Genomic DNA, 26,088 nt, shown 5'->3' on the forward strand with positions numbered 1-26,088 from the left:
ACCCCGCCGATCAGACCGAGAGGACCTGGCGACGGTTGTACGTGCCGCAGCTCGGGCACGCGATGTGCGCGAGCTTCGGCTCGTGGCAGCGGTCGCACGCCACGAGCGCGGGCACGACGGCCTTCCAGTTGGAACGGCGGTGACGCGTGTTGCTGCGCGACATCTTCCGCTTCGGAACAGCCACGGTAAATCTCCTGGTTCTACGGCGAGGCCCTCACGGGCAGCGCTGTGTCTTATTCCTCGTCACCCTCGTCGCCGGGGGCGGCGGAGAGTCCCTGCAGGGCCGCCCACCTGGGGTCGGCGGCGTCGTGGTGGTGCGCCGGGTCGTCGCTCAGGCGGGCCCCGCACTCGGAGCACAGACCCAGGCAGTCGTCCTGGCACACCGGCTGCAGCGGCAGTGCGAGCACCACCGCGTCACGCAGCACCGGCTGGAGGTCGAACAGGTCGCCCTCCAGGCGGTAAGTCTCGTCCTCGGACTCCTCGTCGAAGTCGTCCCCCGCAACCGCGCGGTGACGCTCCTCGGACTCCGGGTAGTAGTACAGCTCCTGGAAGGCGACCTCCAGGTCGTCCTCCACCGGCTCCAGGCAGCGGGAGCACTCGCCGGTGACGTGGGCCTCGGCGGTGCCGGTGACCAGCACGCCCTCGACCACCGACTCCAGGCGGAGCTCCAGCGTGATCTCGCTCTTCTCGGGAACGCCGATCACGTCCGCGACGCCCAGCTCCGCCGGGGCCTCCAGGGTGCGGGAGACCTTGCGCAGCGAACCGGGGCGACGGCCGAGCTCATGCGTGTCGAACACGAGCGGGTCGCGGTGGTCGAGGCGGTTCAAGGTGTCCTGACTTCCTGGTGGCGGCGCGCATTCCTGCGCGGCGCGGAGTTTCGGTTTCTGCGGCGGCCCGGCGAGCGGGCGCACGGCGAACCCGGCGCGAACAGGCCGGAGTGGTCAGACTACCGGAGAGTCCGCGCCGAACCCAACTCGCCCCTCAGCGGCCGCCGAGCTCCCGCAGCCGGGTCATGTCGATCATGCTGGTGTCGAAGAAGCTGGTCTCGTCCAGCCCGGCCTGCTGCTGCGGCAGTTGCGCCTGCTGCTGGGGCTGCTGCTGGTAGCCGTACGGGTCGACGGGCAGCGGGTTGCCCCACTGGTCGAAGCCCTGCGGCTGCTGGTACTGCGGCTGCTGCTGCTGGTAGTACGGGTCGACCGGCTGCTGCTGCCCGTAGGGCTGGCCGTACGGGTCGGTCTGCGGGGCCGCCGCCGGGTCGTAGCCGCCGCCGTACGCCTCGGCGTACTGCGGGGCCTGCTGCTGGCCGTACGGGTCCTCGCCGGGCTGCGGCTGGCCGTACGGGTCCTCGCCGGGCTGCTGCCAGCCGGCCGCGGCCGGGGTCTGCTCGGGCCAGCTCTGCTGCTGCGGGACGTCCGCGTACCAGTTCTGCGGGTCCTCGGGGGCGGCGCCGTCGGCGAAGCCGGCGGCCACCGCCTCGGCCCGGTCCTTGAGCTGCTGGGCCTCGTCGGCGGCGGCCAGGTAAGCGCCCAGCTCGTCGATCGGGGCCTTGCCGAGCAGCTTGTCGCGGCCCTTGCCGACCGCCTCCAGGGTGGCCGAGAGCACCGCCTCCAGGGTGGCCAGCTTCACGTCGACGTACTCGTCGGCCTCCGGGCTGGGGCTGATCCGCGGCCGGAACTCCTCGCCGTCCTCGGTGCCGTCCTGCTCCGGCTCGTAGACGCCGGAGTCGCCGCGCAGCTTCTGCCGGCCGCGGCCGACCGCGCCGAGCGTCTTGGTGAGGACCACCTCGAAGTTGGCCAGCTTGGAGTCGACGTAGTCGTCGGCCTCGGCGCGCTTGGTCTGCACCTCGGTGCGGGCCTCGGCGAGCACCCGGTCCGCCTCGGCCTGGGCCTGCCGGACCACCTCGGTGTCGGAGATCAGCGAGCCGCGCTCGTCGTGCGCGCCGCGGATGATGTGGTCGGCCTGCGCCTGGGCGTCGGCCACCATCTGCTGATGGTCCGCCACCACCGACTGCGCCTGGGCGAGTTCGGCGGGCATCGCCTCCCGCAGGTCGCGGAGCAGGCCGGTCAGCTCGGCGCGGTTGACCACGCAGGACGACGACATCGGCATCGCCTTCGCCTTCTCGACCACGGCGATGATCTCGTCGAGTTTCTGCTGCACGTCCACGGGCGTCTTCAGTCTTTCCGTGTGCCGCCGAGGTGCGGCGGAGGCAGTGCTCCGGGGGTCGCTGGCTGCGGCCCCGGGGCCGGGAGTATCAAGACTGTACGGCCACCTGCCCCACCGCTCACAACGCCCGGTCAGTTGCGGCGTTCGGCGATCCGCTCGACCAGTCGCCGGTGCACCGTCCCGGGCAGCAGGTGCGAGACGTCGCCGCCGAGCGAGGCGACCTCCTTGACCAGGCTGGAGGAGAGGAAGCTGTACGTCGGCGAGGTCGGCACGAACAGCGTCTCGACGCCGGTGAGCCCGTGGTTCATCTGGGCCATCTGGAGTTCGTAGTCGAAGTCGCCGGCCGCCCGCAGGCCCTTGATGATCGCCGGGATGCCGCGCTCGCGGCAGAAGTCCACCAGCAGGCCGCTGTGCGACTCGACCTTGATGTTGCCCAGGTGGGCGGTGGTCTCCTCGATCAGGGCGATCCGCTCGTCGATCGAGAACATGCCCTGCTTGTTGCGGTTGATCAGCACCGCCACGTGCACCACGTCGTACAGCTTGGAGGCCCGCTCGATGATGTCGAGGTGTCCGTTGGTGATGGGGTCGAAGGACCCCGGACAGACGGCGCGGCGCATGCGTGTGCTCCCTTGTGGGGCGGGATGTTCTGCTACGAGTCTTGATCAGCCCCAGTAGCGGCGCGACCGTACCAGAGCGTGCCCTCGCCGTACTTGCGCGAGCGCAGCCCCTCGAAGCCGTCCGGCCAGCCGAACTCGCCGCCCCTGGTGCTGCGTTCCACGGTGACGAGAACGTGCTCGGACAGCCAGCCCCCAGAGCGGAGTGTGACCAGCATCTCGCGCAGCGCGGCGTCCTCCACCGCGTACGGCGGGTCCAGGAACACCAGGTCGTACGGCTCGGCCGGCGGCGGCCCCGCGACCACCTTCTCGGCCTTGTCGGCCCGCACCTCCGCGCCGGGCAGCCCCAGCGTGCGGACGTTCTCCCGGACGGTCCGCACCGCGCTCGCGTCCGCCTCCACCAGCAGGGCGTGCGCGGCCCCGCGGGAGAGCGCCTCCAGCCCGACCGCGCCGCTGCCCGCGAACAGGTCGAGCATCCGGGCCCCGGCGACCGGCCCGAACAGCGCCTCGACGGTGGAGAACATCGCCTCCCGCGCCTTGTCGGACGTCGGGCGGGTGTTCCGGCCGGGCGGCGCGGCGAGACGGCGGCCTCCGGCACGGCCGGCGATCACGCGAGGCATGGCGTTGGGTCCTTTGCGGGTGGGAGGGGCTGCGCGCCCGACCCTAGCCGACGGATCGGCCCGGGCCGGGCGCGCGCCCGTTCACTCCCGCGCGGCGGTCACTCGTTCGCGGCGGCGCCCAGCAGCGTCGGCGACGCGTAGCGCGACCAGGACAGGCAGCCGTCGGGCGGGCAGTACTCGGGGCGGCGCGGGTCGTGCCCGAGCTCGCGCAGCTTGGTGCGGACGGAGTCGGGCGTGCGGCCGTAGCGGGCGGCGATCCGGGCGATGGTCTCGCCCTCGTGGAAGCGCCGGACCAGCTCCTCCTCGTGCTGCGGCACCCAGGGGGCGCCGTGGCCGGGGTAGAGCTCGCGCAGCACGTCCCGGTCGGGGATCGGCTCGGAGACGTCGGCGACGATGGCCAGCGCGCGCAGGGCCCGGTTGAGTGCGATGCGCAGGGAGGCGACGTCCTCGACCGGGAGGCGGAGCTTCCCGGAGGCGACCGGGTTGGCGGAGTTGCCCTCGCGCCAGCCGGTCAGGGTGAGGGTGACTTCGCGGTCGTCCTCGCTGGCGACCTCGATCCGGAAGACCTTGTCGCCGAGCGGGAGCTCGTTGAGGTGACGGAATGCCATGCAATGACCCCCAATTCTCGCGCCGGGGACGCGACTTGGAGTGCGCCCCGAACAACTACATTCTCTCCCGGGGCACTGACAACCGGGGTGTCCGAACGACCCGCCTCAGCCCTTCTCCAGGTACTCCGCGCGGTCCTCGTCGAGCAGGCTCTCCAGCGCGGTGCGCAGCTCGGGGTGGGCCTCCAGCGCGGGGTCGGCGGCGACCAGCCGGGTGGCCTCGGCCCGGGCGGTGGCGATGACGTCCTCGTCCTCCAGCACCGAGAGCACCTTGAGCGAGGACTTCACGCCGGACTGGGCCTGGCCGAGCACGTCGCCCTCGCGGCGCTGTTCGAGGTCGATCCGGGAGAGCGCGAAGCCGTCCAGGGTGCCGGCCACCGCGTCCAGCCGGGCCCGGGCGGCGCTGGCCGCGGGCATGTCGCTGACCAGCAGGCAGAGCCCGGCGGCGGAGCCGCGGCCGACCCGGCCGCGCAGCTGGTGCAGCTGGGAGACGCCGAACCGGTCCGCGTCCATGATCACCATGACGGTGGAGTTCGGGACGTTGACGCCGACCTCGATCACGGTGGTGGCGACCAGCACGTCCACCTCGCCGGCCGCGAACCGGCGCATCACGTCGTCCTTGGCCTCCGGGGCGAGCCGCCCGTGCAGGACCTCGATCCGCAGCCCGGCCAGCGGGCCCTTCACGAGCTTCTCCGCGGTCTCCACCACGGCCAGCGGCGGCCTGCGCTCCTCGCTGTCCGCCCCTCCCACTTCCTCGGGCTCCTCCTTGCGCTTCTTCTTCCCCTTCGCCGGCTCCTCCTCGTCCCCGATCCGCGGGCAGACCACGTACGCCTGGTGCCCCTTGCCGACCTCCTCGCGGACCCGCTCCCAGGCCCGGGCGAGGAAGTTGGGCTTCTCCAGCGCGGGCACCACGTGGGTGGAGATCGGCGAGCGGCCGGCGGGCAGCTGGTCGAGGACGGAGGTCTCCAGGTCGCCGAAGACCGTCATGGCGACGGTGCGCGGGATCGGCGTGGCGGTCATCACCAGCAGGTGCGGGGGCTGCTCGCCCTTGGCCCGCAGCGCGTCGCGCTGCTCGACGCCGAAGCGGTGCTGCTCGTCGACGACGACCAGGCCGAGGTCGGCGAACTGCACCCGGTCCTCGATCAGGGCGTGCGTGCCGATGGCGATCCCGGCCTTGCCGGAGGCCATGTCGAGCAGCGCGCCGCGGCGGGCGGCGGCGCCCATCGAGCCGGTGAGCAGGGCGACCCGGGTGCCGATCTCGGAGCCGCCGATCATCCCGGCCTCGGCGAGGTCGCCCATCATCTCGACGATCGACCGGTGGTGCTGCTGGGCCAGCACCTCGGTCGGGGCCAGCAGCACGGCCTGCCCGCCGGTGTCGACCACGGCGAGCATGGCGCGCAGCGCGACCAGCGTCTTCCCGGAGCCGACCTCGCCCTGCAGCAGCCGGTGCATGGGGTGCTCGGTGGCCAGGTCGGCGAAGATCTCGGCGCAGACCGATCGCTGGCCGTCGGTGAGGGTGAACGGGAGCCGGGCGTCGAAGGCGTCCAGCACCCGGCCGGGGACGGGGCGGCGGGGGACGGCGGGCAGCGCGGAGTCGGCGGCCCGGCGCTGGGCGAGGGCGACCTGGAGGACGAACGCCTCGTCCCAGCGCAGCCGGTTCTGGGCGCGCTCCTTCTCGGCCTGGCTGTGCGGGCGGTGGATCAGCTCCAGCGCCTCGGGCAGCGGGATCAGGTCGTGCTCGGCGCGCAGTTCGGCGGGCAGCGGTTCGCCGACGTCGGCGAGGTGCTTGGTGAGGGCCATCTCGACGCAGAGCGAGAGCTTCCAGCTGGGCAGCTGGGCGCTGGCCGGGTAGACCGGGATGAGCCGGCCGGCGAACTGCTCCGCCGCCGAGGTGCCCTCCTCGCTGTCGATCAACTGGTAGTCGGGCGAGGCGAGTTGACGGGTGCGGTTGAACAGGCCGACCTTGCCGGCGAACAGGCCCTGCAGGCCGGGCTTCAGGTCCTTCTGCCGCCAGCCCTGGTTGAAGAACACCAGCGAGAGCCGGGAGCGGCCGTCGGTGACCACCACCTCCAGCCGGTCGCCCTTGCGGCCGCGGAACGGGATCAGCGTGACCTTCTCGATCCGGGCCAGCACGGTGACGTGCTCGTCCACCTCCAGCTCGTCCAGGCTGGTGAGCTGCCCGCGCTCGACGTACCGGCGCGGGTAGTGGTGCAGCAGGTCGCCGACCGTGCGCAGCTTGAGACTGTCGGCCAGCGCCTTCGCGGTGCGGTCGCCGACCAGTTCCTTCAGCGGTTCATCGAGAGCGCCCATCGCCCCATTCCACACCACCGGACCGACGCTCCGGTCTCACTCCACCCCGATGAGCAGCGGTGCGGCCTCCCGGCCGCCCGGGTAGGCGACGGTGTCGACCTCGGGGCGGGTGCGCCGGGCGTGCGCGATCAGCCGGTCGGCGAGCTCCTCGGGGGCCTCCTCGCCGAGCACCAGGGTGACCAGTTCGCCGCCGGCCGCGAGCATCCGGTCGAGCACGGTGAGCGCGGTCCCGGTGAGGTCGGCGCCGATCACCGCGACGTCGCCGTCGATCAGGCCGAGCACGTCGCCGGCCTGGCAGACGCCCGCCATGGTCCAGGACTCGCCCTCGGCGACGGCCAGTTCGGCGTACCGGGTGGCCCCGGCGGCGGAGGTCATCGCCACCACGTCCTCGTCGAAGCGCCGCCCGGCGTCGTGCACGGCCAGCGCGGCCAGGCCCTGCACCGGGGAGCGGGTGGGCAGCACGGCGATCCGGACGCCCTCCTCGCGCAGCTGGTCGGCGGCGGCGCCGGCGGCGGCGCGCAGTTCGGGGTCGTTGAGCAGCAGCACCACCTCGCGGGCGCCGCAGCGGTGCACGGCGGCGACCAGTTCGGCGCTGGCGGGCGGGCGGTCGGGGTCGGCGGCGAGCACCACCGAGCCGGCCTGCTCGCACAGCTGGGCCAGTCCGCTGCCGGTCACCACGCTGAGCACGGCCCGGCCGTGCGAGACGGTCTCCTCGCGCTCCCCGGACCGGGCCGCGGCCTCGGCGAAGTGGGTGATCCTGATCCGGTGCGGCCGCCCGGCCTCGACGCCCGCCTCGACGGCGGCGCCCGCGTCGTCCACGTGCACGTGGACGTTCCACAGGCCGTCGCCGCCGCCGATCACCAGCGAGTCGCCGAGCCGTCCCAGGCGTTCGCGCAGCAGCGGGAGCTGTCCGTCCTCGGCCTCCAGCAGGTAGATCACCTCGAACGCCGGGTGGCCGGAGCCGGACGGGCGCTCGTGGCTCTCGCAGCCGTCCACCACCAGCGGGTCGATCTCGCGGCGCAGCGCGACCGGGCCCATCGGCTGCTGCCCGGAGACGGCGTCCACCAGCGCGCCCAGCACGGCGACCAGTCCGCGGCCGCCCGCGTCCACCACGCCCGCCTCGGCCAGCGCGGACAGCTGGTCGGGGGTGAGCAGCAGCGCCTGCCGGGCCGCCCGGTACGCCTCCTGGGCCTGTCCGGTCAGGCCGTCGGCGCCGGTGGCGGCGTCCGCGGCGGCGGCGGCGACGGTCAGCAGGGTGCCCTCGACCGGTTGGGCGACCGCCCGGTACGCGGAGCGGGCGCCGTGGTCGAGCGCGGCGGCCAGTTCGCCGCCGTCGGAGAGCACTTCGGCCAGGCCGCGCAGCCACTGGGCGAGGATCACGCCGGAGTTCCCGCGCGCGCCGATCAGCGCGCCGCGGGCGGCGGCGGCCGCGGCGACCGCCAGTCCGGGTTCCTCGGTGGCGGCGAACACCGCGTCCAGCGCCTCGGCTGCGGACTCCACGGTCAGGTAGAGGTTGGTCCCGGTGTCCCCGTCCGGAACCGGGTACACGTTCAGCGCGTCGATCTCCTCGCGGGCCTGGCCGAGGGCGGCCAGCGCGAGCCGGCACCAGGTGCGGACGGCCGGGGCGTCGAGGGTGTCCAGCACCAGGTCTCCTCCGGATGAACGCCACGGGAACGCGAAAGGACGCGGTGGCGAGGGGCGATGCTGGCAGGTTATCGGCCCGCGCGGGGGTGCCGGTCGCAGGCTCGTGCCCAGCTCGGGGGAACGATCACCCCCGCGATCGTGGTAGTTTCGTTGAGCGGGAGTCACCGTTGTATGCTCTCCCGGTTGCCTGGAGCACCCCGGGCTAGTTCAAGTACCTGATCTGAAGTCTTGGAGTGACTCCTGTGGCTGCCAACTGTGACGTCTGCGGCAAGGGCCCGGGCTTCGGCAACAGCATCTCCCACTCGCACCGCCGCACCCCCCGTCGTTGGAACCCCAACATTCAGACGGTGCGCGCTGTGATCGGGCGGACGCCGAAGCGGCTCAACGTCTGCACCTCGTGCATCAAGGCCGGTAAGGTCTCGCGCTGACGCGCAGACCGGTACGCCGGTCACCAGCTTTCCCCGAAAGCCGACCACACCCCTCCGAGGGCCGTGGTCGGCTTTCGGCTTTTGCCGCGCGGGGAGCACCACCGGGGGCTCGGGGAACGGCGGGTCCGTGCTGCTGACGGCCGGAGCCCGTCGGAGTGTCCGTGCTGCTGCGGTGGTGAACGGAACCGGAAGCAGACGCGCGCAACGGCAGTGGACCGTCAGCAGCCACGGCCTCGCCGTTCCCCGAGCCCCTGAAATGCGCGCACTCGTGAGCCCCTGATCTCACCCCCGGGCCTGCCAGAAGTGGTCCACCGGCCCGATGCCGGCGCCGAGCGCGAAGCCGTGCGCGATGGCGCCGGTGACGTACGCCTTGGCGTGGGCGACGGCCTGCGGCACCGGGTCCCCGAGGGCGAGCCGCGCGGCGATCGCGCTGGCGAGGGTGCAGCCGGTGCCGTGGGTGTGCCGGTTGTCGTGGCGGGGGGCCCGGTACCAGTGGGTCCCGCCGTCGGGGCCGAGCAGCAGGTCGGCGGCCTCGCCCTCCAGGTGGCCGCCCTTGACCAGCACCCAGTCGGGGCCGAGGTCGCGCAGCGCCTTCGCGGCGTCGAGCATGTCGGCCTCGCCGGTGACGGTGCGCCCGGTGAGCTGGGTCACCTCATGCAGGTTGGGGGTGGCGAGGGTGGCGACCGGCAGCAGCCGGGTCCGGAGGGTGCCGACGGCGTCGGCGGCGAGCAGCGCGTCGCCGTGCTTGGAGACGCCGACCGGGTCGACGACCACGGGGGCGGGGGCGTCGGCGAGCAGTGCGGAGACGGTCTCGACGAGTTCGACCGAGGCGAGCATGCCGGTCTTGACGGCCTGCACGCCGATGTCGTCGACGACGCTGCGGTACTGGGCGCGGACGGCTTCGGCGGGCAGTTCCCAGTAGCCCTGGACGCCGAGCGAGTTCTGCGCGGTGACGGCGGTGATGACGCTCATGCCGTGGACGCCGAGGGCGAGCATGGCCTTGAGGTCGGCCTGGATGCCCGCACCGCCGCCGCTGTCGGAGCCGGCGACGGTGAGGACTCGGGGCGGGGCGGCGGCGAAGGTGCTCATGCGCCCCAACCTACCGACCCGCCGTCGGCGTTCAGAGCACGGCCTCGGATTCGGTCCAGCGGTCCTGCGGGACGGTCTTGAGCTGGACGACCGCGTCGGCGATCGGGGTGAGGTGGATCTCGGTGCCGCGCAGCGCGGTGAAGTGCCCGAACGCGCCCTTGTGGACGGCCTCGACGGCGTGCCAGCCGAAGCGGGTTGCGAGCACCCGGTCGAGCGCGGTGGGGGTGCCGCCGCGCTGGGTGTGGCCGAGGATGACCGGCCGGGCCTCCTTGCCGAGCAGGTTCTCCAGTTCGATGGCGAGCCGGGTGCCGATGCCGCCGAAGGTCTGGTGGCCGAACTGGTCGACCCGGCCGTGCTCGAAGCGCAGCGTGCCGGGCAGCGGCTGGGCGCCCTCGGCGACGGCGATGATGGCGAACTTCTTGCCGCGCCGGAAGCGGTCCTCGATCATCCGGGCGACCGCCTCGATGTCGAAGGGCTTCTCGGGGATGAGGATGCCGTGGGCGCCGCCGGCCATGCCCGCGGTGAGGGTGATCCAGCCGGTGTGGCGGCCCATCAACTCGACCACCATGACCCGCTGGTGCGACTCGGCGGTGGTCTTGAGCCGGTCGATGGCCTCGGTGGCGACGTGCACGGCGGTGTCGAAGCCGAAGGTGACGTCGGTGGCGTCGATGTCGTTGTCGATGGTCTTGGGGACGGCGACGACGGGCAGCCCGGCGTCGCTGAACAGCTTGGCCGCGGTGAGGGTGCCCTCGCCGCCGATGGCGATCAGCGCGTCGATGCCGAGGCCGGCCGCGAGTTCGCGGGAGTTCTCGACGGCCCAGCGGATCTTCTCGCGCTGGACCCGGGCGGAGCCGAGGATGGTGCCGCCCAGGGTGAGCAGGCCGGTGACGTCCTCGTGCGAGATCGGCCGGGCCCGGCCCTCGATCAGGCCGAGGAAGCCGTCCTCGATGCCGAGGATCTCGTCGCCGTGCACGTCGGTGCCGCGGTGCACGATCGAGCGGATGACCGCGTTCAGGCCGGGGCAGTCGCCGCCGCTGGTGAGAACGCCGATTCGCATGGTGGCTGTGCTCCTGCTCCGGGGGGCGCGCCCCCGCGTCCGTAGGTGGACCGGACCGTCGACGCTGCCGGTCCGCCCGACAGTCGCCACCCTACGCGCTCGGGGGCGTACCGCCGGGTAGCCACCAGGGCGGGCCGCGGCCTACTCCTCGGCGAAGTGGTCCCAGCCCGCGGTGCGGTCCCAGGGGGCGCCGTCGACGGTGACGGTGCCGCCGCGGCCGGGCCGGGCGGTCCGGACCACCTCGCCGATCACCCGCCAACGGGCGGGCAGCGGCGCGGACTTGGGGAAGGTGGCGACGATCGCGTGGTCCTCGCCGCCGGAGAGCACCCACACCAGCGGGTCGACGCCGACGGCCTGCCCGATGTCGGCCATCTGCGCGGGGACGTCGAAGTCGGCGGCCCGCAGGTCGATGTCGACCTCGCTGGCCCGGGCGACGTGGCCGAGGTCGGCGACCAGGCCGTCGGAGACGTCGACCATGGCGGTGGCGCCGAGCTCGCTGGCGGCGGGACCGGCGTGGTACGGCGGTTCGGGGCGGCGGTGCGCCTCGACGAAGGCCCGCGGGGAGCGGAAGCCGCGCTGCAGGACGGTCAGCCCGGCGGCGGACCAGCCGAGCCAGCCGGTCACCGCGACCACGTCGCCGACCTGGGCGCCGGAGCGCACCACGGGGCGGCGGCCCTGGAGGTCGCCGAGCGCGGTGATGGCCAGCGTGATGGTGTCGCCGCGCACCACGTCGCCGCCGACCACGGTGGCGCCGGCCACCTGGCACTCGTCGCGCAGGCCGTCCATCAGCTCGGTGGCCCAGGTGGTGGGCAGGTCGGCGGGGGTGACCAGGCCGAGCAGCAGCGCGGTCGGGACGGCGCCCATCGCGGCGATGTCGGCGAGGTTCTGCGCGGCGCACTTGCGGCCGACGTCGTACGCGGTGGACCAGTCGCGGCGGAAGTGCCGGCCCTCGATCAGCACGTCGGTGGTGGCCACCACCCGCCCGTCGGGCGCCTTGACCACGGCCGCGTCGTCGCCGGGCCCGAGCTCCACCGCCGGGGTCATCGGCAGCCGTGCGGTCAGCTCCCGGATGAGCCCGAACTCGCCGAGTTCGCCCACGGTCCCCTGCATTCAGCCCGTCCTTCCGCGTTCCCCGTTGTCCGATTGTCGTCCTGCTCCCCCGCCTGCGGAGGCGGCGGCACCGCCGCCCCCGCGCGCAGCGTACGCCTTTCGGGCCCCGCGGGGTCTCCCCCGTCCGTGCCGTCGCGCGGTAGCGTGGTGATCAGACTGCCGGTCAGCAACTCCCCCACCCAGCCGCCTGGAGGTCCCCCGTGGTGCAGGCGTACATCCTGATCCAGACCGAGGTGGGCAAGGCCACCTCGGTGGCCGAGTCCATCGCCGGGATCACCGGAGTGATCACCGCCGAGGACGTGACCGGCCCGTACGACGTGATCGTCCGGGCGGAGGCGGAGTCGATCGACGAACTGGGCCGCCTGGTGGTGGCCAACGTGCAGCGGGTGGAGGGCATCACCCGCACCCTGACCTGTCCGGTGGTGCGGCTGTAAGCCCTCCGTCCACCGGGCGGGATAAGCCCGCTTACCATCGTGCGGTGGCCTCCCGTGACCTGCTGAACCGCCTGCCCGCCCCGGTGCGCTGGCTGGCGCTGCCCGCCGCGCTGCTCGGCTGCACGGCCTGGATGGTGACCGCCTGGGGCGGCGACCCGGACGTCCCCGCGCCCTCGCAGGACGCGGAGACCGCCCGGTACTGCGCGGCGCTGCACGCGGCGCTGCCCGCCGAGGTGCTCGGACACCCGCGCAGGGACCCGTCCCCGGCCTCGCCGTACACCGCGGCCTGGGGCTCCTCCCCGCGCACCGTGATGACCTGCGGCGCCGACCGGCCGGACCTGCTGAACGACACCGACCGCAAGGGCCCGTGCGTCGACGAGGTCGGCTGGGGCCTGACCGAGGACGGCGCCGGCGGCTACCGGTTCGCCACCGGGATGCGCAAGGCGTACGTGGTGGTGGAGGTCCCGGCGGGCGCGTACCCGAACTACGCGGACCCGCTGGGGTCGTTCTCCGACGCCATCCGGGCGACCGTCCCGCGGATCGACGGGACGGCCGACTCGGACTGCCTCGACGACGCCTCCTGAGCGGCGGCCGCCCGGCCGGGGCCTAGCGCAGGCCGGTGGAGCGGCGCAGCGCGGCGGCCAGCAGGCGGTCGATCAGCTCGGCGTAGGGCACGCCGGTGGCCTCCCACATCTTCGGGTAGGCCGAGATCGGGGTGAAGCCGGGCATGGTGTTGACCTCGTTGACCATCCACCGGCCGTCGGCCAGCAGGAAGAAGTCGACCCGGGCCAGGCCCTCGCAGCCGAGGCCCTCGAACACCTCGACGGCCTGCCGGCGGATCTCCGCCCGCTCCGCACCGGTGAGGTCGGCGGGGATGCGCACCTCGGAGGAGTCGATGTACTTGGCCTCGAAGTCGTAGAACTCGAAGTCCCCGTCGACCAGCACCTCGGCGGGCACCGAGGCGCGCGGGCCGTCCTCGAACTCCAGCACGCCGCACTCGATCTCGCGGCCCTCGACGCCCTTCTCCACGATCACCTTGGGGTCGTGGCGGCGGGCCTCCTCGACCGCGGCGTCCAGGTCCGCGAGGTCCTTGACCTTGGTGATGCCGATCGAGGAGCCGGCCCGGCAGGGCTTGACGAACAGCGGCAGGCCGAGCGCCGCGATCCGCTCGCGGGCGGCGGCCCGGCCGGCCTCGGACTCCCACTCGCGCGGCTTGAGCACCGTGTACTCGCCCGCGTACAGGCCGAGCGACTCGATGATCCGCTTGGTGAACTCCTTGTCCATGCCGACCGCGGAGGCCAGCACGCCGGAGCCCACGTAGGGGACGCCGGAGAGCTCCAGCAGGCCCTGCAGGGTGCCGTCCTCGCCCCACGGGCCGTGCAGCAGCGGGAGCACCACGTCGACCTCGCCGAGGACCTTCGGCGCGGCGCCGGGCTCGCTCCACACCACCTCGCGGTTGCCGGGGGCGGCGGGCAGCACGACCTGGCCCTCGGTGGACTCGGCGACCTGGTCGACGTCCGGCATCCGGCCGTCGGTGATGGCCATCCGGGCCGGTTCGTCGCCGACCAGGGCCCAGCGGCCCTCGTGGGTGATGCCAATCGGCAGCACCTCGTACTTGCTGCGGTCGATCGAGCGCAGCACGCTGGCGGCCGTGACCACGGACACGCCGTGCTCGGAGCTGCGGCCGCCGAAGACGATCGCCACGCGCGGCTTGGCCGCCTGGTTCGGGGAGGTCTGTTCGATGCTCATAACGGCGTTGAGACTACCGTCCGATTCCGGTCAGCGGCGCTCAGGCTTGGCCGAACGGGCCATCAGCCCCTTCAGCACTTCCTGGGTCGGCCGGCCCTTGTGCACCACGTCGACCACGGCCTCCACGATCGGCATCTCCACCCCGTTGCGCCGGGCCAGGTCGAGCACCGACTCGCAGGACTTCACACCCTCCGCGGTCTGGCTGGTGGCGGCGATCGTCTCGGCCAGCGTCATGCCGCGGCCCAGGTTGGTGCCGAAGGTGTTGTTCCGGGACAGCGGCGAGGAGCAGGTCGCCACCAGGTCGCCCATCCCGGCCAGCCCGGCGAAGGTGTGCGGGTCGGCGCCGAGCACCAGGCCCAGCCGGGTGGTCTCGGCCAGGCCCCGGGTGATCAGCGTCGCCTTGGTGTTGTCGCCCAGGCCCATGCCGTTGGCCATGCCGACCGCCAGGCCGATCACGTTCTTCACCGCGCCGCCCAGCTCGCAGCCCACCACGTCGGTGTTGGTGTACGGGCGGAAGTACGGGGTGTGGCAGGCCTTCTGGAAGCGCTTGGCGACCTCCTCGTCGGCGCACGCCACCACCGTCGCGGCGGGCTGCCGGTTGGCGATCTCGCCGGCCAGGTTCGGGCCCGACACCACCACGACCCGCTCCGGGCCGACCCCGGCGACCTCCGCGATCACCTCGCTCATCCGCTTCACGGTGCCCAGTTCGACGCCCTTCATCAGGCTGACCAGGGCGGTCTGCGGCTCGATCAGCGGCGCCCAGAGCGCGAGGTTGTCGCGCAGCGTCTGGGACGGCACCGAGAGCACCGCGAAGTCCGCGCCGGCCAGCGCCGCGGCGGCGTCGGTGGTGGCCCGGATGCCCGCGGGCAGGGTCAGTTCCGGCAGGTAGTCCCGGTTGACGTGGTCCCGGTCGATCGCGTCGACCAGTTCCTGCCGGCGGCCCCACAGGGTCACCTCGCAGCCCGCGTCGGCCAGGATCATCGCGAAGACGGTGCCCCAGGAGCCCGTCCCCATCACCGCGCAGCGGGTCACCGGCCGCCCTCCTCGGCGGCGCGCTCGCGCTTGGCCTGGGCGGCCGCGGCCCGGTCCTTGGCGGCCTTGCGCATGTCGTACCGCTCCTTCGGGGCCTGCTCGCCGCGGATGTCCTCCAGCACGGCGGTGATCGCCGCCATGATGTCGTCGGTGGCCTCCCTGAGCACCTGGGCGGTGAGCTCCTGCCCCTGGTACTTGCTCAGGTCGACCGCGGGGCCCGCCGCGACGACCACCTTGTGCCGCGGGAACAGGCGGTACTTGCCCTTGCCCTTGCCGTACGGCGGGATGATCTCGTGCGCGCCCCAGTGCGCCACCGGGATCACCGGCGCGCCCGTCATCAGCGCGACCCGGGCTGCGCCGCTCTTGCCGGTCATCGGCCACAGGTCCGGGTCCCGGGTGAGGGTGCCCTCCGGGTAGAACTGCACGCACTGGCCGCCGTTCACCGCGTCGATCGCGGCCCGGAACGCCTCGGCCGCGTCGGTGGACTCCCGGAACACCGGGATCTGACCGGTCTTGCGCAGCATGAAGCCGATGAACGGCACCGAGAACAGCGAGGACTTGGCGAGGATCCGCGGCGGACGGCCCGAGTTGTACTGCCAGTGCGCGTAGAACACCGGGTCGATCACCGAGTTGTGGTTCACCGCGGCGATGAACCCGGACTTCTCGGGCAGGTGCTCCCAGCCGCGCCAGTCCGCCTGGGCCAGGGCGTTGGTCACCGGCTTCACGAGCACCGCCGCGAAGCGGTACCAGATCCCGTAGTCGGCGTTTCCGAACCTGGCGTTAGAGCGGCGGGCCACCCCAGCTCCTCCTCATCCGTGCGGCGCCCCGTACTGCGCCGCGCTCTCTGCTCGCCGGGTCCGGCCAGCGGCTCCGGGGCGCCGACCAGTCTCACCCGCGGGCCGAGCCTGTGTCGAGCAGCCACCACCGCCACCAGCCGGCCAGGCACCCGCCCGCCGCCCCGGGGCCCCCGGAACCGCTGGCCAGGGCTCCCCGGCCGACGCCACAATGGCGCCGATGACAGAGGACACCGTACGCCCCGCCGCCGTCGGGGCGACCGCCCCGGGGCAGCCGCACGCCGACCGGGACGCGCTGCGGCTCGGCTGGTCGGTGGTCGTCCCGGTCAAGGCGCTCGCCGGTGCGAAGAGCCGGCTGGCCGCGCTCGGCCCGCTGCGGCCCCGGCTCGCCCTGGCGTTCGCGCTCGACACCGTCGCCGCCGCGCTCGCCTGCCCGGCGGTCGGCCGCGTCCTGGTGGTCACCCGGGACGCGCGCGCCGCCGGGGCGCTGCGCGCGCTGGGGGCCGACGTGCTGGCCGACGAACCGGAGCCCGGCGGCCTCAACCCGGCGCTCGCGCACGGCGCGGCGGCCGCCCTGCGGCGCCACCCCCGCTCCCCCGTCACCACGCTCTCCGCGGACCTGCCGGCGCTGCGGCCCGCCGAACTCGCCCGCGTCCTCGCCGCGGTGCCCGCGCGCGGCCGGGCCTTCCTCGCCGACACCCCGGGCACCGGCACCGTGCTGCTCGCCGGGGCCGGCCGCGAACCGCTCCGCCCGGCGTTCGGCCCCGGCTCCCGGGACGCCCACCTGGCCGGCGGCGCGACCGAACTGCTGCTGCCCGACGCGCCCTCCGTCCGCCGCGACGTCGACACCCCGGCGGACCTCGCCGAGGCCCGCCTGCTCGGCCTCGGCCCGGCCACCGCGGCGCTGCTCCGAAGCCCTATGCTGGCTCCCATGCAGGCCACCGCGTTCACGTACGACCCCACGACCCGCTCCGGCTCGGTCCTGCTCGACGACGGCACCCCCGTCCCCTTCGACGCCCCCGCCTTCGACGCCGGCGGCCTGCGCCTGCTGCGCCCCGGCCAGCGCGTCCGGATCCGCACCACCGGCGAGGGCCCCGACCGCCGGGTGGTCTTCCTCACCCTCCAGACCTTCCCGGACCCCGAGGCCGACTGACCCGCCGTCAGGCGCTCCGCCGGTGGCGCGAGCCCGGCGGCGGGAGGGTTCCCGAGCCGTTCAGCCGCAGCGAGGCGACGTCCGGGCTGTCGAGCAACCTGAGGGCGGTGGGCGCCAGTTGGAACGGGCCGTGGCCGGCCGGGCGGACGCTGATCAGCCGGGTGCGGCCGAGCAGGGCGAACCCGAGCTGCAGTTGGCCGTCCCGCTGCAGGAACGCCTCGGTGCGCTCGACCGCGCCCGGGCCGAAGAAGTAGCGGTAGGCCTCGAACTGCGTCCAGCCGAGCGGCAGGGTGTGCAGGGTCTGCCAGAGCGAGGCGAGCGCGGGGGCCAGGGCGAGGAACGAGGTCGGTTCGGTGATCTCCTCGATGCCGACGGTGTAGCCGGGCGGCGCGTTCTTCACGGCGGCTCCTGGGGTGGGTCGAATTCGGCCCAGACGGTGTGGATGCGGGCCCGATAGCGGTGTCCGTAGCGGTCGGCGCGGGTCAGGGCGTCGAGGACCGCGAGGTGGTCGCGCGGGTCCGGGTCTCCGGGGAGCTCCGCCTCCACGCGGTAACCGCCGTCGGGCAACTGGATGATCCTGGCTTCGGCTCCGGTGGCCGCGGCGAGCCTGGAGGCCAGGTCGAACACCCTCGTGCTTGGCACGCCACCGCTCTCCCCGAAGTCGGCCGATCACGCATAGTGAAACTAAGCCATTAGATTCCACCTGATGCATTAGGTTGTCAAGCTGAATCACCCGTCCTGCCGCCAACCGGCAGGTCCCCGCCCTCCGCAGGGAGATGCCAGATGCCCTCACAGGACCCGCCGTACCTCCGCATCGCGGACCACCTGCGCCGCCGGGTGACGGCCGGGGAGTGGGCGGTCGGCGAACGGCTGCCGTCCCGGGCGCGGCTGGCCGAGAGCTACGGCGTGGGGCCGAACGTGCTGCAGCGCGCGCAGGAAGTGCTCATCGGCGAAGGGCTGTTGGAGGGCCGGACCGGCTCCGGCACGTACGTCCGGGAGCCGGTGGACCGGCTGCCGATGCTGCGCTCGCGGACGGCCGGCGCCTTCCCGGCCGCCCTGGTGCCGAACGGCAGCTGGGAGTGCGACTCGTACGGCCGCACGCCGGCCCCGGCCCACGTCGCCCGGCGGCTGCGGATCGAGCCGGGCGCGCTGACGATGCACACCCGCTACGAGTTCACCGCGGACGGCCTGGTGGTCCAACTGGCCGACTCCTGGGAGCCGATGGACCTCACCGAGAACACCCCGGCCCAGCTGCCCGAGTACGGCCCGCACCACGGCCTGGGCGTGACCGCCCGGATGGACTCGATCGGGGTCCGGGTGGTGCGCGCGGTGGAGCGGCTGCGCCCGGCCCGGGCGAGCGCGGAGCAGGCCGCGCTGCTGCCGGGCGTCAGCGCGGGCGACCCGGTGACGCTGCTGGAGCGGACGTACCTGGACGACACCGGGCGGCCGGTGGAGACCGCGGACCTGGTCATTCCGGATTCCCGCTGGGAGATCTGCTACGAGCTGCCGGTGGAAGTGCCGGAGTAGGACCGGCCGGTGAATGGCGGGCGGGAGAAGCCGTCCGGGCCGGAGAAGCCGTCCGGGCGGGAGCCGTCGGCCCGCGGCGGCGCCCGCCATTCACCGGCCGGTGCAATTCCCGGCCGGTTTTCCGGCCCGCCGGGAAGCCGCCACCGGGGAACTGACGCCGCGTCGCGCCGACGCCCGTTCAGGACGGCGACGGCGGAAGGCGGGTGCGCCCCGCCCCCGGACAGCGGAAAAGGCCGTGCCGGTCCGGGCCCGGGGCGGAACCCGGGCCGGACCGGCACGGCCGGTGCTCCCGGTGCCGGTCGGGCCGGCGCCGGGGGCGGGCGACTACTTGGCGGTGGACTTGCGCGCGGTGGTCTTCCGCGTGGCGGTCTTCTTCGCCGGAGCGGTCTTCTTGGCGGTGGCGGTGGCCTTCTTGGCGGCCGCGGCGGTGGTGGTCTTCTTGGCCGCCGTGGTGGCCTTCTTGGTCGCCGCGGCGCTGGTCTTCTTCGCCACGGCGGTCTTGGCGGTGGTGGCCTTCTTGACCGCGGTCTTCGCCGGGGCCGCCTTCTTGGCCACCGCGGTCTTGGCGGTGGTGGCCTTCTTGGCGGCGGTCTTCTTGGCGGCGGTGCCGGCCGCGGCGGCGCGCTTGGTCGCGGCGCGCTTGGCGGCCGGGCTGGCGGCCACGCCGGACTTGCCCGGGGTGAGCGAGCCCTTGGGGGCCTTCTTGACCGACGGGCCCTCCTTCGGCAGCTTCTTGCTGCCGGAGACGAGGTCCTTGAAGCCCTGGCCGGGGCGGAACCGCGGGACCGCGGTCTTCTTGACCTTGACCCGCTCGCCGGTCTGCGGGTTGCGGGCGAAGCGCGCCGAGCGCTCCACCTTCTCGAAGGTGCCGAAACCGGTGACCGAGACGCGGTCACCCGCCACGACGGCACGCACCATGGTGTCGAGCACTGCGTCGACGGCCTCTGCGGCAGCCTTGCGACCGCCCAGCTGCTCGGCCACCGCTTCGACAAGCTGAGCCTTGTTCACGTCTTCCCCTTCGGAAACGGGCGCCGGATGATTCCATCCGTTCTTTTCGCACGTTAGGTATGTATCTGCGGACTTTCAATTACCAAACGCGTGAATCACCCTAGTGTCGCAATGGATTTGCGCATGGCGGTGCTCACCGGGGAGGCATCCGCCCCTCGTCGAGGTCCTGCACAAAGCGACTCAACCGCCGTGCCGCCTCCGGAAGATCGCGCTTCGCGGTCTCGGTGACGATCAGCAGTTGTCGGGTGAGAGCGGTCTTTGCGTCCGTCGACACGTTCAGCGCGTGAACGCGGGCGTGGGCTTGCTTCAACCGCTCGGCCACCAGTGCGTAGAGCAGGGTGACTTCCGAGTCGGCAGCACCGTCCTGACCGTCCCCTGACGCGGGTTCGCCGTCCTGGTACGGGGGTTCGGGACTGTGGTGCATGCAACGATTGTGCCATCTGTGCGGAGTTGCGCTACACCAGGGTCTATTCCCGGCTGACGAACTCCCCTGCGAACAACGAAGACCCGCCCCGGAGGGGGGCGGGTCTTGTTGTCGGTCCGTCAGAAAGCGGTGCCTCAGGCGACCGGCTGGGTGCGCGGCTTGAAGGACGGGCGCTTCGCCTCGAACGCGGCGACATCGGCTTCGTTCTGCAGGGTGATGCTGATGTCGTCCAGGCCGTTCAGCAGCCGCCAGCGCACGTTGTCGTCCAGCTCGAACGGGGCGGTGACGCCCTCGGCCCGGACCTCGCGGGCCTCCAGGTCGACGGTGATCTCGGCGGTCGGGTCGGCCTCGGTCAACTCCCAGAGCCGCTCCACCGTCTCCTGCGGCAGGACCACCGTGAGCAGGCCGTTCTTCAGCGAGTTGCCGCGGAAGATGTCGGCGAACCGGGAGGAGACGACCGCCTGGAAGCCGTAGTTCTGCAGCGCCCAGACGGCGTGCTCGCGGGACGAGCCGGTGCCGAACTCGGGGCCGGCCACCAGGACGGACGCGCCCTGGCGCTCGGGCAGGTTCAGGACGAAGGACTCGTCCTTGCGCCAGGCCTCGAACAGGCCGTCCTCGAAGCCGGAGCGGGTGACCTTCTTCAGCCAGTGCGCCGGGATGATCTGGTCGGTGTCCACGTTGGAGCGGCGCAGCGGGACGGCGCGGCCGGTGTGGGTGGTGAACTTCTCCATGGCTCAGACCTCCACAGCCACGTTGTCGGTCAGGTCGGCGGGTGCGGCCAGACGGCCCACCAGCGCGGTGGCGGCGGCCACCTGGGGGGAGACCAGGTGGGTGCGTCCGCCCTTGCCCTGGCGGCCCTCGAAGTTGCGGTTCGAGGTGGAGGCGCAGCGCTCGCCCGGGGCCAGCTGGTCCGGGTTCATGCCCAGGCACATCGAGCAGCCGGCGTGCCGCCACTCGGCGCCCGCGGCGGTGAAGACCTTGTCCAGGCCCTCCTCGACGGCCTGCAGGGCGACCCGGACCGAGCCCGGGACGACCAGCATCCGCACGCCCTCGGCGATCCGACGGCCCTCCAGGATGGCCGCGGCGGCCCGCAGGTCCTCGATCCGGCCGTTGGTGCAGGAGCCGACGAAGACGGCGTCGACCTTGACCTCGCGCAGCGGGGTGCCGGCCTCCAGGCCCATGTACTTCAGGGCGTTCTCGGCGGCGATCCGCTCCTGCGGGTCCGCGAAGTCCGCCGGGTTCGGCACGTCGGCGCCCAGCGGCGCGCCCTGGCCCGGGTTGGTGCCCCAGGTGACGAACGGGGTCAGCTCGGCGGCGTCGATGAACACCTCGGCGTCGAAGACCGCGTCCTCGTCGGTGGACAGCGTCTCCCAGTAGGCGACCGCGGCGTCCCAGTCCTCGCCCTGCGGGGCGTGCGGGCGGCCCTGCAGGTAGTCGAAGGTGGTGCGGTCCGGGGCGATCATGCCGGCCCGGGCGCCCGCCTCGATGGACATGTTGCAGATCGTCATCCGGGCCTCCATGGAGAGGCTGCGGATCGCCGAGCCGCGGTACTCCAGGACGTAGCCCTGGCCGCCGCCGGTGCCGATCTTGGTGATCACGGCCAGGATCAGGTCCTTGGCGGTGACGCCCTCGGGCAGCTCGCCCTCGACGGTGATCGCCATGGTCTTGAACGGGGCCAGCGGCAGCGTCTGGGTGGCCAGCACGTGCTCGACCTGGCTGGTGCCGATGCCGAAGGCCAGCGCGCCGAAGGCGCCGTGGGTGGAGGTGTGCGAGTCGCCGCAGACCACGGTCATGCCGGGCTGGGTCAGGCCCAGCTGCGGGCCGACCACGTGGACCACGCCCTGCTCGACGTCGCCCAGCGAGTGGATGCGCACGCCGAACTCCTCGGCGTTCCTGCGCAGCGTCTCCAGCTGGACCCGGGAGACCGGGTCGGCGATCGGCTTGTCGATGTCCAGGGTCGGGGTGTTGTGGTCCTCGGTGGCGATCGTCAGATCGGTCCGGCGGACCGGGCGGCCGGCCAGCCGGAGGCCGTCGAACGCCTGCGGGCTGGTCACCTCGTGCAGCAGGTGCAGGTCGATGTAGAGCAGGTCGGGCTCGCCCTCGGCGCGCCGGACGACGTGGTCGTCCCAGACCTTCTCTGCGAGTGTCCGTCCCATCGGATTCCCTCCAGCCGGCCGCTCTGCCGGCCTTCTCTTGATCGTCGAGGTCTTGTCCCGTGCTGCCCTGTGAGGCCCGCTTGAGTCGCGCCCTGCACGCCGGACCGTCCAGGATGCGGACACCCTGGTGGGGTGCCGTCCTGGGTGTCTCCCGGGCTGCTGACTCCAAGAGTGGCGCTTTTCTCGGAAGATTGAACTTGCGTCTCGCTGATTGAGACTGCAGTATCGAGACATGGACAACACTAGCGGCGTCGGCGTTCTCGACAAGGCCGCTCTGGTGCTCAGCGCACTGGAGTCGGGCCCCGCCACGTTGGCGGGGCTGGTCGCCGCCACCGGTCTGGCACGGCCCACGGCCCACCGACTCGCCGTCGCACTCGAGCACCACCGCCTGGTCACCCGAGACATGCAGGGCCGTTTCATCCTCGGCCCCCGCCTCTCCGAGCTCTCCGCCGCCGCCGGCGAGGACCGCCTGCTGGCCGCCGCCGGACCGGTCCTCACCCACCTGCGCGACGTGACGGGCGAGAGCGCCCAGCTCTACCGCCGCCAGGGCGAGATGCGGATCTGCGTGGCCGCCGCCGAACGCCTGTCGGGTCTGCGCGACACCGTGCCGGTCGGCTCCACCCTCCCGATGAAGGCCGGCTCCGCCGCCCAGGTCCTGCTCGCCTGGGAGGAGCCCGAGCGCCTGCACCGCGGCCTCCAGGGCGCCCGCTTCACCGCCACCGCGCTCAGCGGCGTCCGCCGCCGCGGCTGGGCCCAGTCCATCGGCGAGCGCGAGCCCGGCGTCGCCTCCGTCTCGGCCCCCGTCCGCGGCCCCTCCAACCGGGTCGTCGCCGCCGTCTCCGTCTCCGGCCCCATCGAGCGCCTCACCCGCCACCCCGGCCGGATGCACGCCCAGGCCATCATCGAAGCCGCCAACCGCCTCACCGAGGCCCTCCGCCGCAACTGACCACCCGCGCGCGGACACGACGATGCCCTCCCGGCCGGCGGCCGGGAGGGCATCGTCGCGCTGGAGGGCCCGGGCGGGACGGCAGGGGCCGGGCATGCAAAAGAGCTCCGGTTTCCCGGAGCTCGTTCGTGGAGCTTTTCTTGGCTGGGGTACCAGGACTCGAACCTAGACTAAATGAACCAGAATCACTCGTGCTGCCAATTACACCATACCCCATGAGTACCCCCGACCGGATTCGAACCGGCGCTACCGCCTTGAGAGGGCGGCGTGCTAGGCCACTACACAACGGGGGCCTGAATGAGCGAGTACCCCCGACCGGATTCGAACCGGCGCTACCGCCTTGAGAGGGCGGCGTGCTAGGCCACTACACAACGGGGGCGGGACTCATTCGTTTTGCAATTGTCAAGAATTGCGTACCCCCGACCGGATTCGAACCGGCGCTACCGCCTTGAGAGGGCGGCGTGCTAGGCCACTACACAACGGGGGCTTACTGCAGTGATGTGCTGCGCTGGGGTACCAGGACTCGAACCTAGACTAACTGAACCAGAATCAGTCGTGCTGCCAATTACACCATACCCCACCAGAGTTCAACCCCTCTGCGGGGTCTTCCTCGGTGTCTTGCGCCTCCCTGCCCGGGCGGCGCAGAAAGAACATTACCCGACGCCCCGCCCCGCTCCAAAATCGATAACCGCAGGCAGCGCGCCGGACACCTGCGGGCCAGGTCAGCGACACGGTCCGCAGGTGTCCGGCAGGTGTCCGGCGGGGCGCCGGAACCGGCTCAGGAGGCCGGCAGGAGCTCCAGGGCGGAGAGCAGGCGGCGCAGCGTCTCCTCGCGGCCGAGCAGTTCCATCGACTCGAACAGCGGCGGGGAGACCCGGCGTCCGGTGACCGCGACCCGCAGCGGGGTGAAGGCGAACTTCGGCTTGATGCCGAGGCCGTCGACCAGGGCCTCGCGCAGCACGGCCTGGATCGGCTCGGGGGTGAAGTCCCGCAGTTCGGTGAGCGCCTTGACGGCGGCCTCGAGGACCGGGCGGGCGTCGGCGGTGAGGACCTTGGCGGCGTCCTCGGGGTCGACGGCGAAGTCCGCGGGGGCGACGAAGAGGAAGCCGGCCATGGTGACGATCTCGGAGAGGACCACCATCCGCTCCTGGGTGAGCGGGGCGACCGCGGCGAGCAGGGCGAGCTGCTCGGCGGTGGGCTCGGCGGGGAGCAGGTCGGCGGCCTGGAGGTAGGGGACCAGGCGCTCGACGAACTCCTCGGGGGCGAGGCGGCGCACGTGCTCGGCGTTGATGTGCTCGGCCTTCTTGAGGTCGAAGCGGGCCGGGTTGCCGTTGACGTCGTCGATGTCGAAGGCGGCGACCATCTCGTCGATGTCGAAGATGTCGCGGTCCTCGGCGAGCGACCAGCCCAGCAGGGCCAGGTAGTTGAGCAGGCCCTCGGGGAGGAAGCCGCGCTCGCGGTAGAGGTTGAGCGAGGCCTGCGGGTCGCGCTTGGAGAGCTTCTTGTTGCCCTCGCCCATCACGTACGGCAGGTGGCCGAACCGCGGGGTGGTGCCGTTGCCGACGCCGATCTCCGCCAGGGCCGCGTAGAGGGCGATCTGACGGGGCGTCGAGGAGAGCAGGTCCTCGCCGCGCAGGACGTGGGTGATCTCCATCAGGGCGTCGTCGACCGGGTTGACCAGGGTGTACAGCGGGGCGCCGTTGGCCCGGACGATGCCGTAGTCGGGGACGTCCTTCGGGTCGAAGGAGATCGGGCCGCGGACCAGGTCGTCGAAGGCGAGCGCGGTGTCGGGCATCCGGAAGCGGAGGATCGGCTGCCGGCCCTCCTGCTCGTAGACGGCGACCTGGTCGGCCGTCAGGTCGCGGCAGTGGCCGTCGTAGCCGGAGGGCCTGCCGGCCGCGCGGGCGGCCTCGCGGCGGGCGTCGAGCTCCTCGGTGGTGCAGTAGCAGGGGTAGGCGTGGCCGGCCGCGCGCAGGCGCTCGGCGACGTCGGCGTAGGTGTCCATCCGCTGCGACTGGCGGTAGGGGGCGTGCGGGCCGCCGACCTCGGGGCCCTCGTCCCAGTCGAAGCCGAGCCAGCGCATGGCGCCGAGCAGCTGCTGGTACGACTCCTCGGAGTCCCGGGCCGCGTCGGTGTCCTCGATGCGGAAGACCAGGGTGCCGCCGTTGTGCCGGGCGTAGGCCCAGTTGAACAGGGCGGTGCGGACCAGGCCGACGTGCGGGTTGCCGGTCGGGGAGGGGCAGAAGCGGACCCGGACGGCCGGGCCCGCGACGGAGTCGCTCTTGTTCACTGCGTCAGCCACGCTTGATCACCTTGTTGGAGAGGGTGCCGATGCCTTCGACGGAGACGGCGACCTCGTCGCCGATGTTCAGGGGGCCGACACCCGCGGGGGTACCGGTGAGGATGACGTCGCCGGGGAGCAGGGTCATCGCCTCGGAGACGTGCGCGATCAGCTCGGCGACCGAGCGGACCATCTGCGAGGTGCGGCCGGCCTGGCGGAGCTCGCCGTTGACGGTGCAGGTGACGGCCAGGTCGGCGGGGTCGAGGTCGGTCTCGATCCACGGGCCGAGCGGGCAGGAGGTGTCGAAGCCCTTGGCGCGGGCCCACTGGCCCTCGCGCTGCTGCACGTCGCGGGCGGTGACGTCGTTGGCGCAGGTGTAGCCGAAAACCACCTCGGGGACGCGCTCCAGCGGCACCTCGCGGCACATCCGGCCGATCACCACGGCGAGTTCGGCCTCGTACTGCACGTCCGAGGAGAACGGCGGATAGGCGATGGACTCGGTGGGGCCGATGACGGCGGTGGAGGGCTTGAAGAACGTCAGCGGCACGGCCGGGACCTCGTTGCCCAGCTCGGCGGCGTGCGCGGCGTAGTTGCGGCCGACCGCGACGATCTTGCTGGGGAGCATCGGGGCCAGCAGCCGGACGTCCTGCAGGCGGTGGGTCTCGCCGGTCGGCTGCGGCGTCCCGAAGGGGTGACCGGCCAGGGTGTGCACCACCAGCGAGTCGGGTTGCGCGGCGTCCCCCTCGATGATTCCGAAGGAGACCGAGCCCGCCGCGGGGCTCCCTTCGCGGACGGAGAACCTGGCGATACGCACAGCCCTGCAACCTCTCGGTTCGTCGGCCGCCCGGACGCTCCCGGACGGTGACCGGGCCCGCAGTACCGGGCCCGGCTCGTGGGACCAAGGTTATCGGCGCGACGGCCGCTCCTGCGGCAGGGCCGCAGCG

At 72.9% G+C, this 26,088-nt stretch carries 27 protein-coding genes, 5 tRNA genes and 1 pseudogene; 6 read left to right on the forward strand and 27 right to left on the reverse strand.

The annotated features are described in order from the left end of the window. Positions 1 to 10: 10 nt before the first annotated feature. The 8 genes from rpmF to EDD39_RS00340 form a co-directional block, all read right to left on the reverse strand. The gene (rpmF, locus tag EDD39_RS00305) at positions 11 to 184 is read right to left on the reverse strand and encodes a 50S ribosomal protein L32 (RefSeq protein ID WP_035866499.1); all 174 of its coding nucleotides are present in this window, start codon (positions 182 to 184) and stop codon (positions 11 to 13) included. A gap of 49 nt (positions 185 to 233) precedes the next feature. After that, entirely contained in the window at positions 234 to 827 is a 594-nt protein-coding gene (locus EDD39_RS00310; protein ID WP_123552681.1) for a YceD family protein, read from the reverse strand. Positions 828 to 981: 154 nt separating this feature from the next. After that, positions 982 to 2,163 carry an ATP synthase F0 subunit B gene (locus EDD39_RS00315; protein ID WP_123552683.1) on the reverse strand — a complete coding sequence of 394 codons (1,182 nt, stop codon included), beginning with the start codon at positions 2,161 to 2,163 and terminating at the stop codon, positions 982 to 984. A gap of 131 nt (positions 2,164 to 2,294) precedes the next feature. Beyond that, a complete protein-coding gene (gene coaD / locus EDD39_RS00320) occupies positions 2,295 to 2,780 on the reverse strand; it encodes a pantetheine-phosphate adenylyltransferase (RefSeq protein ID WP_123552685.1) in 486 nt (161 codons plus the stop codon). Positions 2,781 to 2,812: 32 nt separating this feature from the next. Next, on the reverse strand, positions 2,813 to 3,397 hold the full coding sequence (gene rsmD / locus EDD39_RS00325) for a 16S rRNA (guanine(966)-N(2))-methyltransferase RsmD (protein ID WP_030458840.1): 585 nt from the start codon (positions 3,395 to 3,397) through the stop codon (positions 2,813 to 2,815). A gap of 98 nt (positions 3,398 to 3,495) precedes the next feature. Then, positions 3,496 to 4,005, reverse strand: coding sequence for a hypothetical protein (locus EDD39_RS00330; protein WP_030458841.1), 510 nt, complete (start codon positions 4,003 to 4,005; stop codon positions 3,496 to 3,498). A 105-nt stretch (positions 4,006 to 4,110) separates the two neighbouring features. Further along, positions 4,111 to 6,312, reverse strand: coding sequence for an ATP-dependent DNA helicase RecG (gene recG / locus EDD39_RS00335; protein WP_123552687.1), 2,202 nt, complete (start codon positions 6,310 to 6,312; stop codon positions 4,111 to 4,113). A 36-nt stretch (positions 6,313 to 6,348) separates the two neighbouring features. Beyond that, complete coding sequence (locus tag EDD39_RS00340) at positions 6,349 to 7,956, reverse strand: DAK2 domain-containing protein (protein ID WP_123552689.1); 1,608 nt, start codon at positions 7,954 to 7,956, stop codon at positions 6,349 to 6,351. A gap of 242 nt (positions 7,957 to 8,198) precedes the next feature. On the opposite strand from EDD39_RS00340, the gene rpmB reads away from it, so the two are divergent. After that, a complete protein-coding gene (rpmB, locus tag EDD39_RS00345) occupies positions 8,199 to 8,384 on the forward strand; it encodes a 50S ribosomal protein L28 (protein ID WP_014138233.1) in 186 nt (61 codons plus the stop codon). Positions 8,385 to 8,666: 282 nt separating this feature from the next. Here rpmB and thiD read toward each other — a convergent pair whose 3' ends face one another. The 3 genes from thiD to EDD39_RS00360 form a co-directional block, all read right to left on the reverse strand. Further along, positions 8,667 to 9,473, reverse strand: coding sequence for a bifunctional hydroxymethylpyrimidine kinase/phosphomethylpyrimidine kinase (gene thiD / locus EDD39_RS00350; protein ID WP_123552691.1), 807 nt, complete (start codon positions 9,471 to 9,473; stop codon positions 8,667 to 8,669). Positions 9,474 to 9,504: 31 nt separating this feature from the next. Further along, complete coding sequence (locus EDD39_RS00355; protein ID WP_030458845.1) at positions 9,505 to 10,530, reverse strand: 6-phosphofructokinase; 1,026 nt, start codon at positions 10,528 to 10,530, stop codon at positions 9,505 to 9,507. 141 nt (positions 10,531 to 10,671) lie between these two features. Then, positions 10,672 to 11,640 carry a thiamine-phosphate kinase gene (locus EDD39_RS00360; RefSeq protein WP_030458846.1) on the reverse strand — a complete coding sequence of 323 codons (969 nt, stop codon included), beginning with the start codon at positions 11,638 to 11,640 and terminating at the stop codon, positions 10,672 to 10,674. A 200-nt stretch (positions 11,641 to 11,840) separates the two neighbouring features. Here EDD39_RS00360 and EDD39_RS00365 point away from each other — a divergent pair, with 200 nt between their 5' ends. Further along, positions 11,841 to 12,074 carry an Lrp/AsnC ligand binding domain-containing protein gene (locus EDD39_RS00365; protein WP_030458847.1) on the forward strand — a complete coding sequence of 78 codons (234 nt, stop codon included), beginning with the start codon at positions 11,841 to 11,843 and terminating at the stop codon, positions 12,072 to 12,074. A gap of 44 nt (positions 12,075 to 12,118) precedes the next feature. Then, positions 12,119 to 12,658, forward strand: coding sequence for a DUF3515 domain-containing protein (locus EDD39_RS00370; protein ID WP_123552693.1), 540 nt, complete (start codon positions 12,119 to 12,121; stop codon positions 12,656 to 12,658). A gap of 22 nt (positions 12,659 to 12,680) precedes the next feature. On the opposite strand, the gene EDD39_RS00375 is transcribed toward EDD39_RS00370, so the two are convergent. From EDD39_RS00375 to EDD39_RS00385, 3 genes are read right to left on the reverse strand one after another with little or no spacing between them, the layout of a single operon-like run. After that, a complete protein-coding gene (locus EDD39_RS00375) occupies positions 12,681 to 13,823 on the reverse strand; it encodes a D-alanine--D-alanine ligase family protein (RefSeq protein WP_123552695.1) in 1,143 nt (380 codons plus the stop codon). Between the two features lie 30 nt (positions 13,824 to 13,853). Further along, complete coding sequence (locus EDD39_RS00380) at positions 13,854 to 14,837, reverse strand: NAD(P)H-dependent glycerol-3-phosphate dehydrogenase (RefSeq protein WP_162870153.1); 984 nt, start codon at positions 14,835 to 14,837, stop codon at positions 13,854 to 13,856. Between the two features lie 14 nt (positions 14,838 to 14,851). Further along, on the reverse strand, positions 14,852 to 15,652 hold the full coding sequence (locus tag EDD39_RS00385; RefSeq protein WP_123552697.1) for a lysophospholipid acyltransferase family protein: 801 nt from the start codon (positions 15,650 to 15,652) through the stop codon (positions 14,852 to 14,854). A 217-nt stretch (positions 15,653 to 15,869) separates the two neighbouring features. On the opposite strand from EDD39_RS00385, the pseudogene cofC reads away from it, so the two are divergent. Beyond that, positions 15,870 to 16,577, forward strand: a pseudogene (gene cofC, locus EDD39_RS00390) (2-phospho-L-lactate guanylyltransferase); the annotation flags it as partial. A gap of 232 nt (positions 16,578 to 16,809) precedes the next feature. Here cofC and EDD39_RS00395 read toward each other — a convergent pair. Continuing rightward, entirely contained in the window at positions 16,810 to 17,202 is a 393-nt protein-coding gene (locus EDD39_RS00395; RefSeq protein WP_123552701.1) for a hypothetical protein, read from the reverse strand. Beyond that, complete coding sequence (locus EDD39_RS00400) at positions 17,199 to 17,444, reverse strand: hypothetical protein (RefSeq protein ID WP_123817330.1); 246 nt, start codon at positions 17,442 to 17,444, stop codon at positions 17,199 to 17,201. The genes EDD39_RS00395 and EDD39_RS00400 overlap by 4 nt, the downstream gene beginning before the upstream one ends. A 141-nt stretch (positions 17,445 to 17,585) precedes the next feature. Here EDD39_RS00400 and EDD39_RS00405 point away from each other — a divergent pair, with 141 nt between their 5' ends. Then, a complete protein-coding gene (locus tag EDD39_RS00405) occupies positions 17,586 to 18,329 on the forward strand; it encodes a GntR family transcriptional regulator (RefSeq protein ID WP_123552705.1) in 744 nt (247 codons plus the stop codon). A 324-nt stretch (positions 18,330 to 18,653) separates the two neighbouring features. Here EDD39_RS00405 and EDD39_RS00410 read toward each other — a convergent pair whose 3' ends face one another. The 4 genes from EDD39_RS00410 to leuC form a co-directional block, all read right to left on the reverse strand. Further along, positions 18,654 to 19,337, reverse strand: coding sequence for an HU family DNA-binding protein (locus EDD39_RS00410; protein WP_123552707.1), 684 nt, complete (start codon positions 19,335 to 19,337; stop codon positions 18,654 to 18,656). Between the two features lie 133 nt (positions 19,338 to 19,470). Continuing rightward, positions 19,471 to 19,761, reverse strand: coding sequence for an SCO5555 family protein (locus EDD39_RS00415; protein WP_380377054.1), 291 nt, complete (start codon positions 19,759 to 19,761; stop codon positions 19,471 to 19,473). A 134-nt stretch (positions 19,762 to 19,895) separates the two neighbouring features. Then, positions 19,896 to 20,492 carry a 3-isopropylmalate dehydratase small subunit gene (gene leuD / locus EDD39_RS00420; RefSeq protein WP_123552708.1) on the reverse strand — a complete coding sequence of 199 codons (597 nt, stop codon included), beginning with the start codon at positions 20,490 to 20,492 and terminating at the stop codon, positions 19,896 to 19,898. Positions 20,493 to 20,495: 3 nt separating this feature from the next. Then, positions 20,496 to 21,917 carry a 3-isopropylmalate dehydratase large subunit gene (leuC, locus tag EDD39_RS00425; protein ID WP_123552711.1) on the reverse strand — a complete coding sequence of 474 codons (1,422 nt, stop codon included), beginning with the start codon at positions 21,915 to 21,917 and terminating at the stop codon, positions 20,496 to 20,498. Positions 21,918 to 22,149: 232 nt separating this feature from the next. Between leuC and EDD39_RS00430 the strand changes: the two genes are divergently transcribed. Next, entirely contained in the window at positions 22,150 to 22,863 is a 714-nt protein-coding gene (locus tag EDD39_RS00430) for an IclR family transcriptional regulator (RefSeq protein WP_030458860.1), read from the forward strand. Between the two features lie 141 nt (positions 22,864 to 23,004). Here EDD39_RS00430 and EDD39_RS00435 read toward each other — a convergent pair. From EDD39_RS00435 to EDD39_RS00465, 7 genes are all read right to left on the reverse strand, one after another. Next, positions 23,005 to 23,079, reverse strand: a tRNA-Gln gene (locus EDD39_RS00435). A gap of 4 nt (positions 23,080 to 23,083) precedes the next feature. Then, a tRNA-Glu gene (locus tag EDD39_RS00440) sits at positions 23,084 to 23,156 on the reverse strand. A 13-nt stretch (positions 23,157 to 23,169) separates the two neighbouring features. Further along, positions 23,170 to 23,242: transfer RNA gene (locus tag EDD39_RS00445), tRNA-Glu, on the reverse strand. 35 nt (positions 23,243 to 23,277) lie between these two features. Beyond that, a tRNA-Glu gene (locus tag EDD39_RS00450) sits at positions 23,278 to 23,350 on the reverse strand. 21 nt (positions 23,351 to 23,371) lie between these two features. Next, a tRNA-Gln gene (locus EDD39_RS00455) sits at positions 23,372 to 23,443 on the reverse strand. Between the two features lie 198 nt (positions 23,444 to 23,641). Next, complete coding sequence (gene gltX / locus EDD39_RS00460) at positions 23,642 to 25,165, reverse strand: glutamate--tRNA ligase (protein ID WP_123552713.1); 1,524 nt, start codon at positions 25,163 to 25,165, stop codon at positions 23,642 to 23,644. After that, positions 25,158 to 25,958: a fumarylacetoacetate hydrolase family protein gene (locus EDD39_RS00465; protein WP_123552715.1), complete on the reverse strand. Its 801-nt coding sequence runs from the start codon at positions 25,956 to 25,958 to the stop codon at positions 25,158 to 25,160. The genes gltX and EDD39_RS00465 overlap by 8 nt, the downstream gene beginning before the upstream one ends. Between the last annotated feature and the right edge of the window lie 130 nt (positions 25,959 to 26,088).

Origin of the sequence: Kitasatospora cineracea, from assembly GCF_003751605.1 — a bacterium.
Taxonomy (GTDB): Bacteria; Actinomycetota; Actinomycetes; order Streptomycetales; family Streptomycetaceae; genus Kitasatospora; species Kitasatospora cineracea.

Coding starts and splice junctions, on each gene's coding strand:
- EDD39_RS00415 (WP_380377054.1), bottom strand. CDS start 19,761: ATGCACCACAGTCCCGAACCCCCGTACCAGGACGGCGAACCCGCGTCA.
- EDD39_RS00380 (WP_162870153.1), bottom strand. CDS start 14,837: ATGGGGACGGGCTCCTGGGGCACCGTCTTCGCGATGATCCTGGCCGAC.
- recG (WP_123552687.1), bottom strand. CDS start 6,312: ATGGGCGCTCTCGATGAACCGCTGAAGGAACTGGTCGGCGACCGCACC.
- EDD39_RS00330 (WP_030458841.1), bottom strand. CDS start 4,005: ATGGCATTCCGTCACCTCAACGAGCTCCCGCTCGGCGACAAGGTCTTC.
- EDD39_RS00430 (WP_030458860.1), top strand. CDS start 22,150: ATGGACAACACTAGCGGCGTCGGCGTTCTCGACAAGGCCGCTCTGGTG.
- coaD (WP_123552685.1), bottom strand. CDS start 2,780: ATGCGCCGCGCCGTCTGTCCGGGGTCCTTCGACCCCATCACCAACGGA.
- EDD39_RS00360 (WP_030458846.1), bottom strand. CDS start 11,640: ATGCAGGGGACCGTGGGCGAACTCGGCGAGTTCGGGCTCATCCGGGAG.
- EDD39_RS00375 (WP_123552695.1), bottom strand. CDS start 13,823: ATGAGCATCGAACAGACCTCCCCGAACCAGGCGGCCAAGCCGCGCGTG.
- thiD (WP_123552691.1), bottom strand. CDS start 9,473: ATGAGCACCTTCGCCGCCGCCCCGCCCCGAGTCCTCACCGTCGCCGGC.
- rsmD (WP_030458840.1), bottom strand. CDS start 3,397: ATGCCTCGCGTGATCGCCGGCCGTGCCGGAGGCCGCCGTCTCGCCGCG.
- leuC (WP_123552711.1), bottom strand. CDS start 21,917: ATGGGACGGACACTCGCAGAGAAGGTCTGGGACGACCACGTCGTCCGG.
- EDD39_RS00355 (WP_030458845.1), bottom strand. CDS start 10,530: ATGCGAATCGGCGTTCTCACCAGCGGCGGCGACTGCCCCGGCCTGAAC.
- EDD39_RS00405 (WP_123552705.1), top strand. CDS start 17,586: ATGCCCTCACAGGACCCGCCGTACCTCCGCATCGCGGACCACCTGCGC.
- leuD (WP_123552708.1), bottom strand. CDS start 20,492: ATGGAGAAGTTCACCACCCACACCGGCCGCGCCGTCCCGCTGCGCCGC.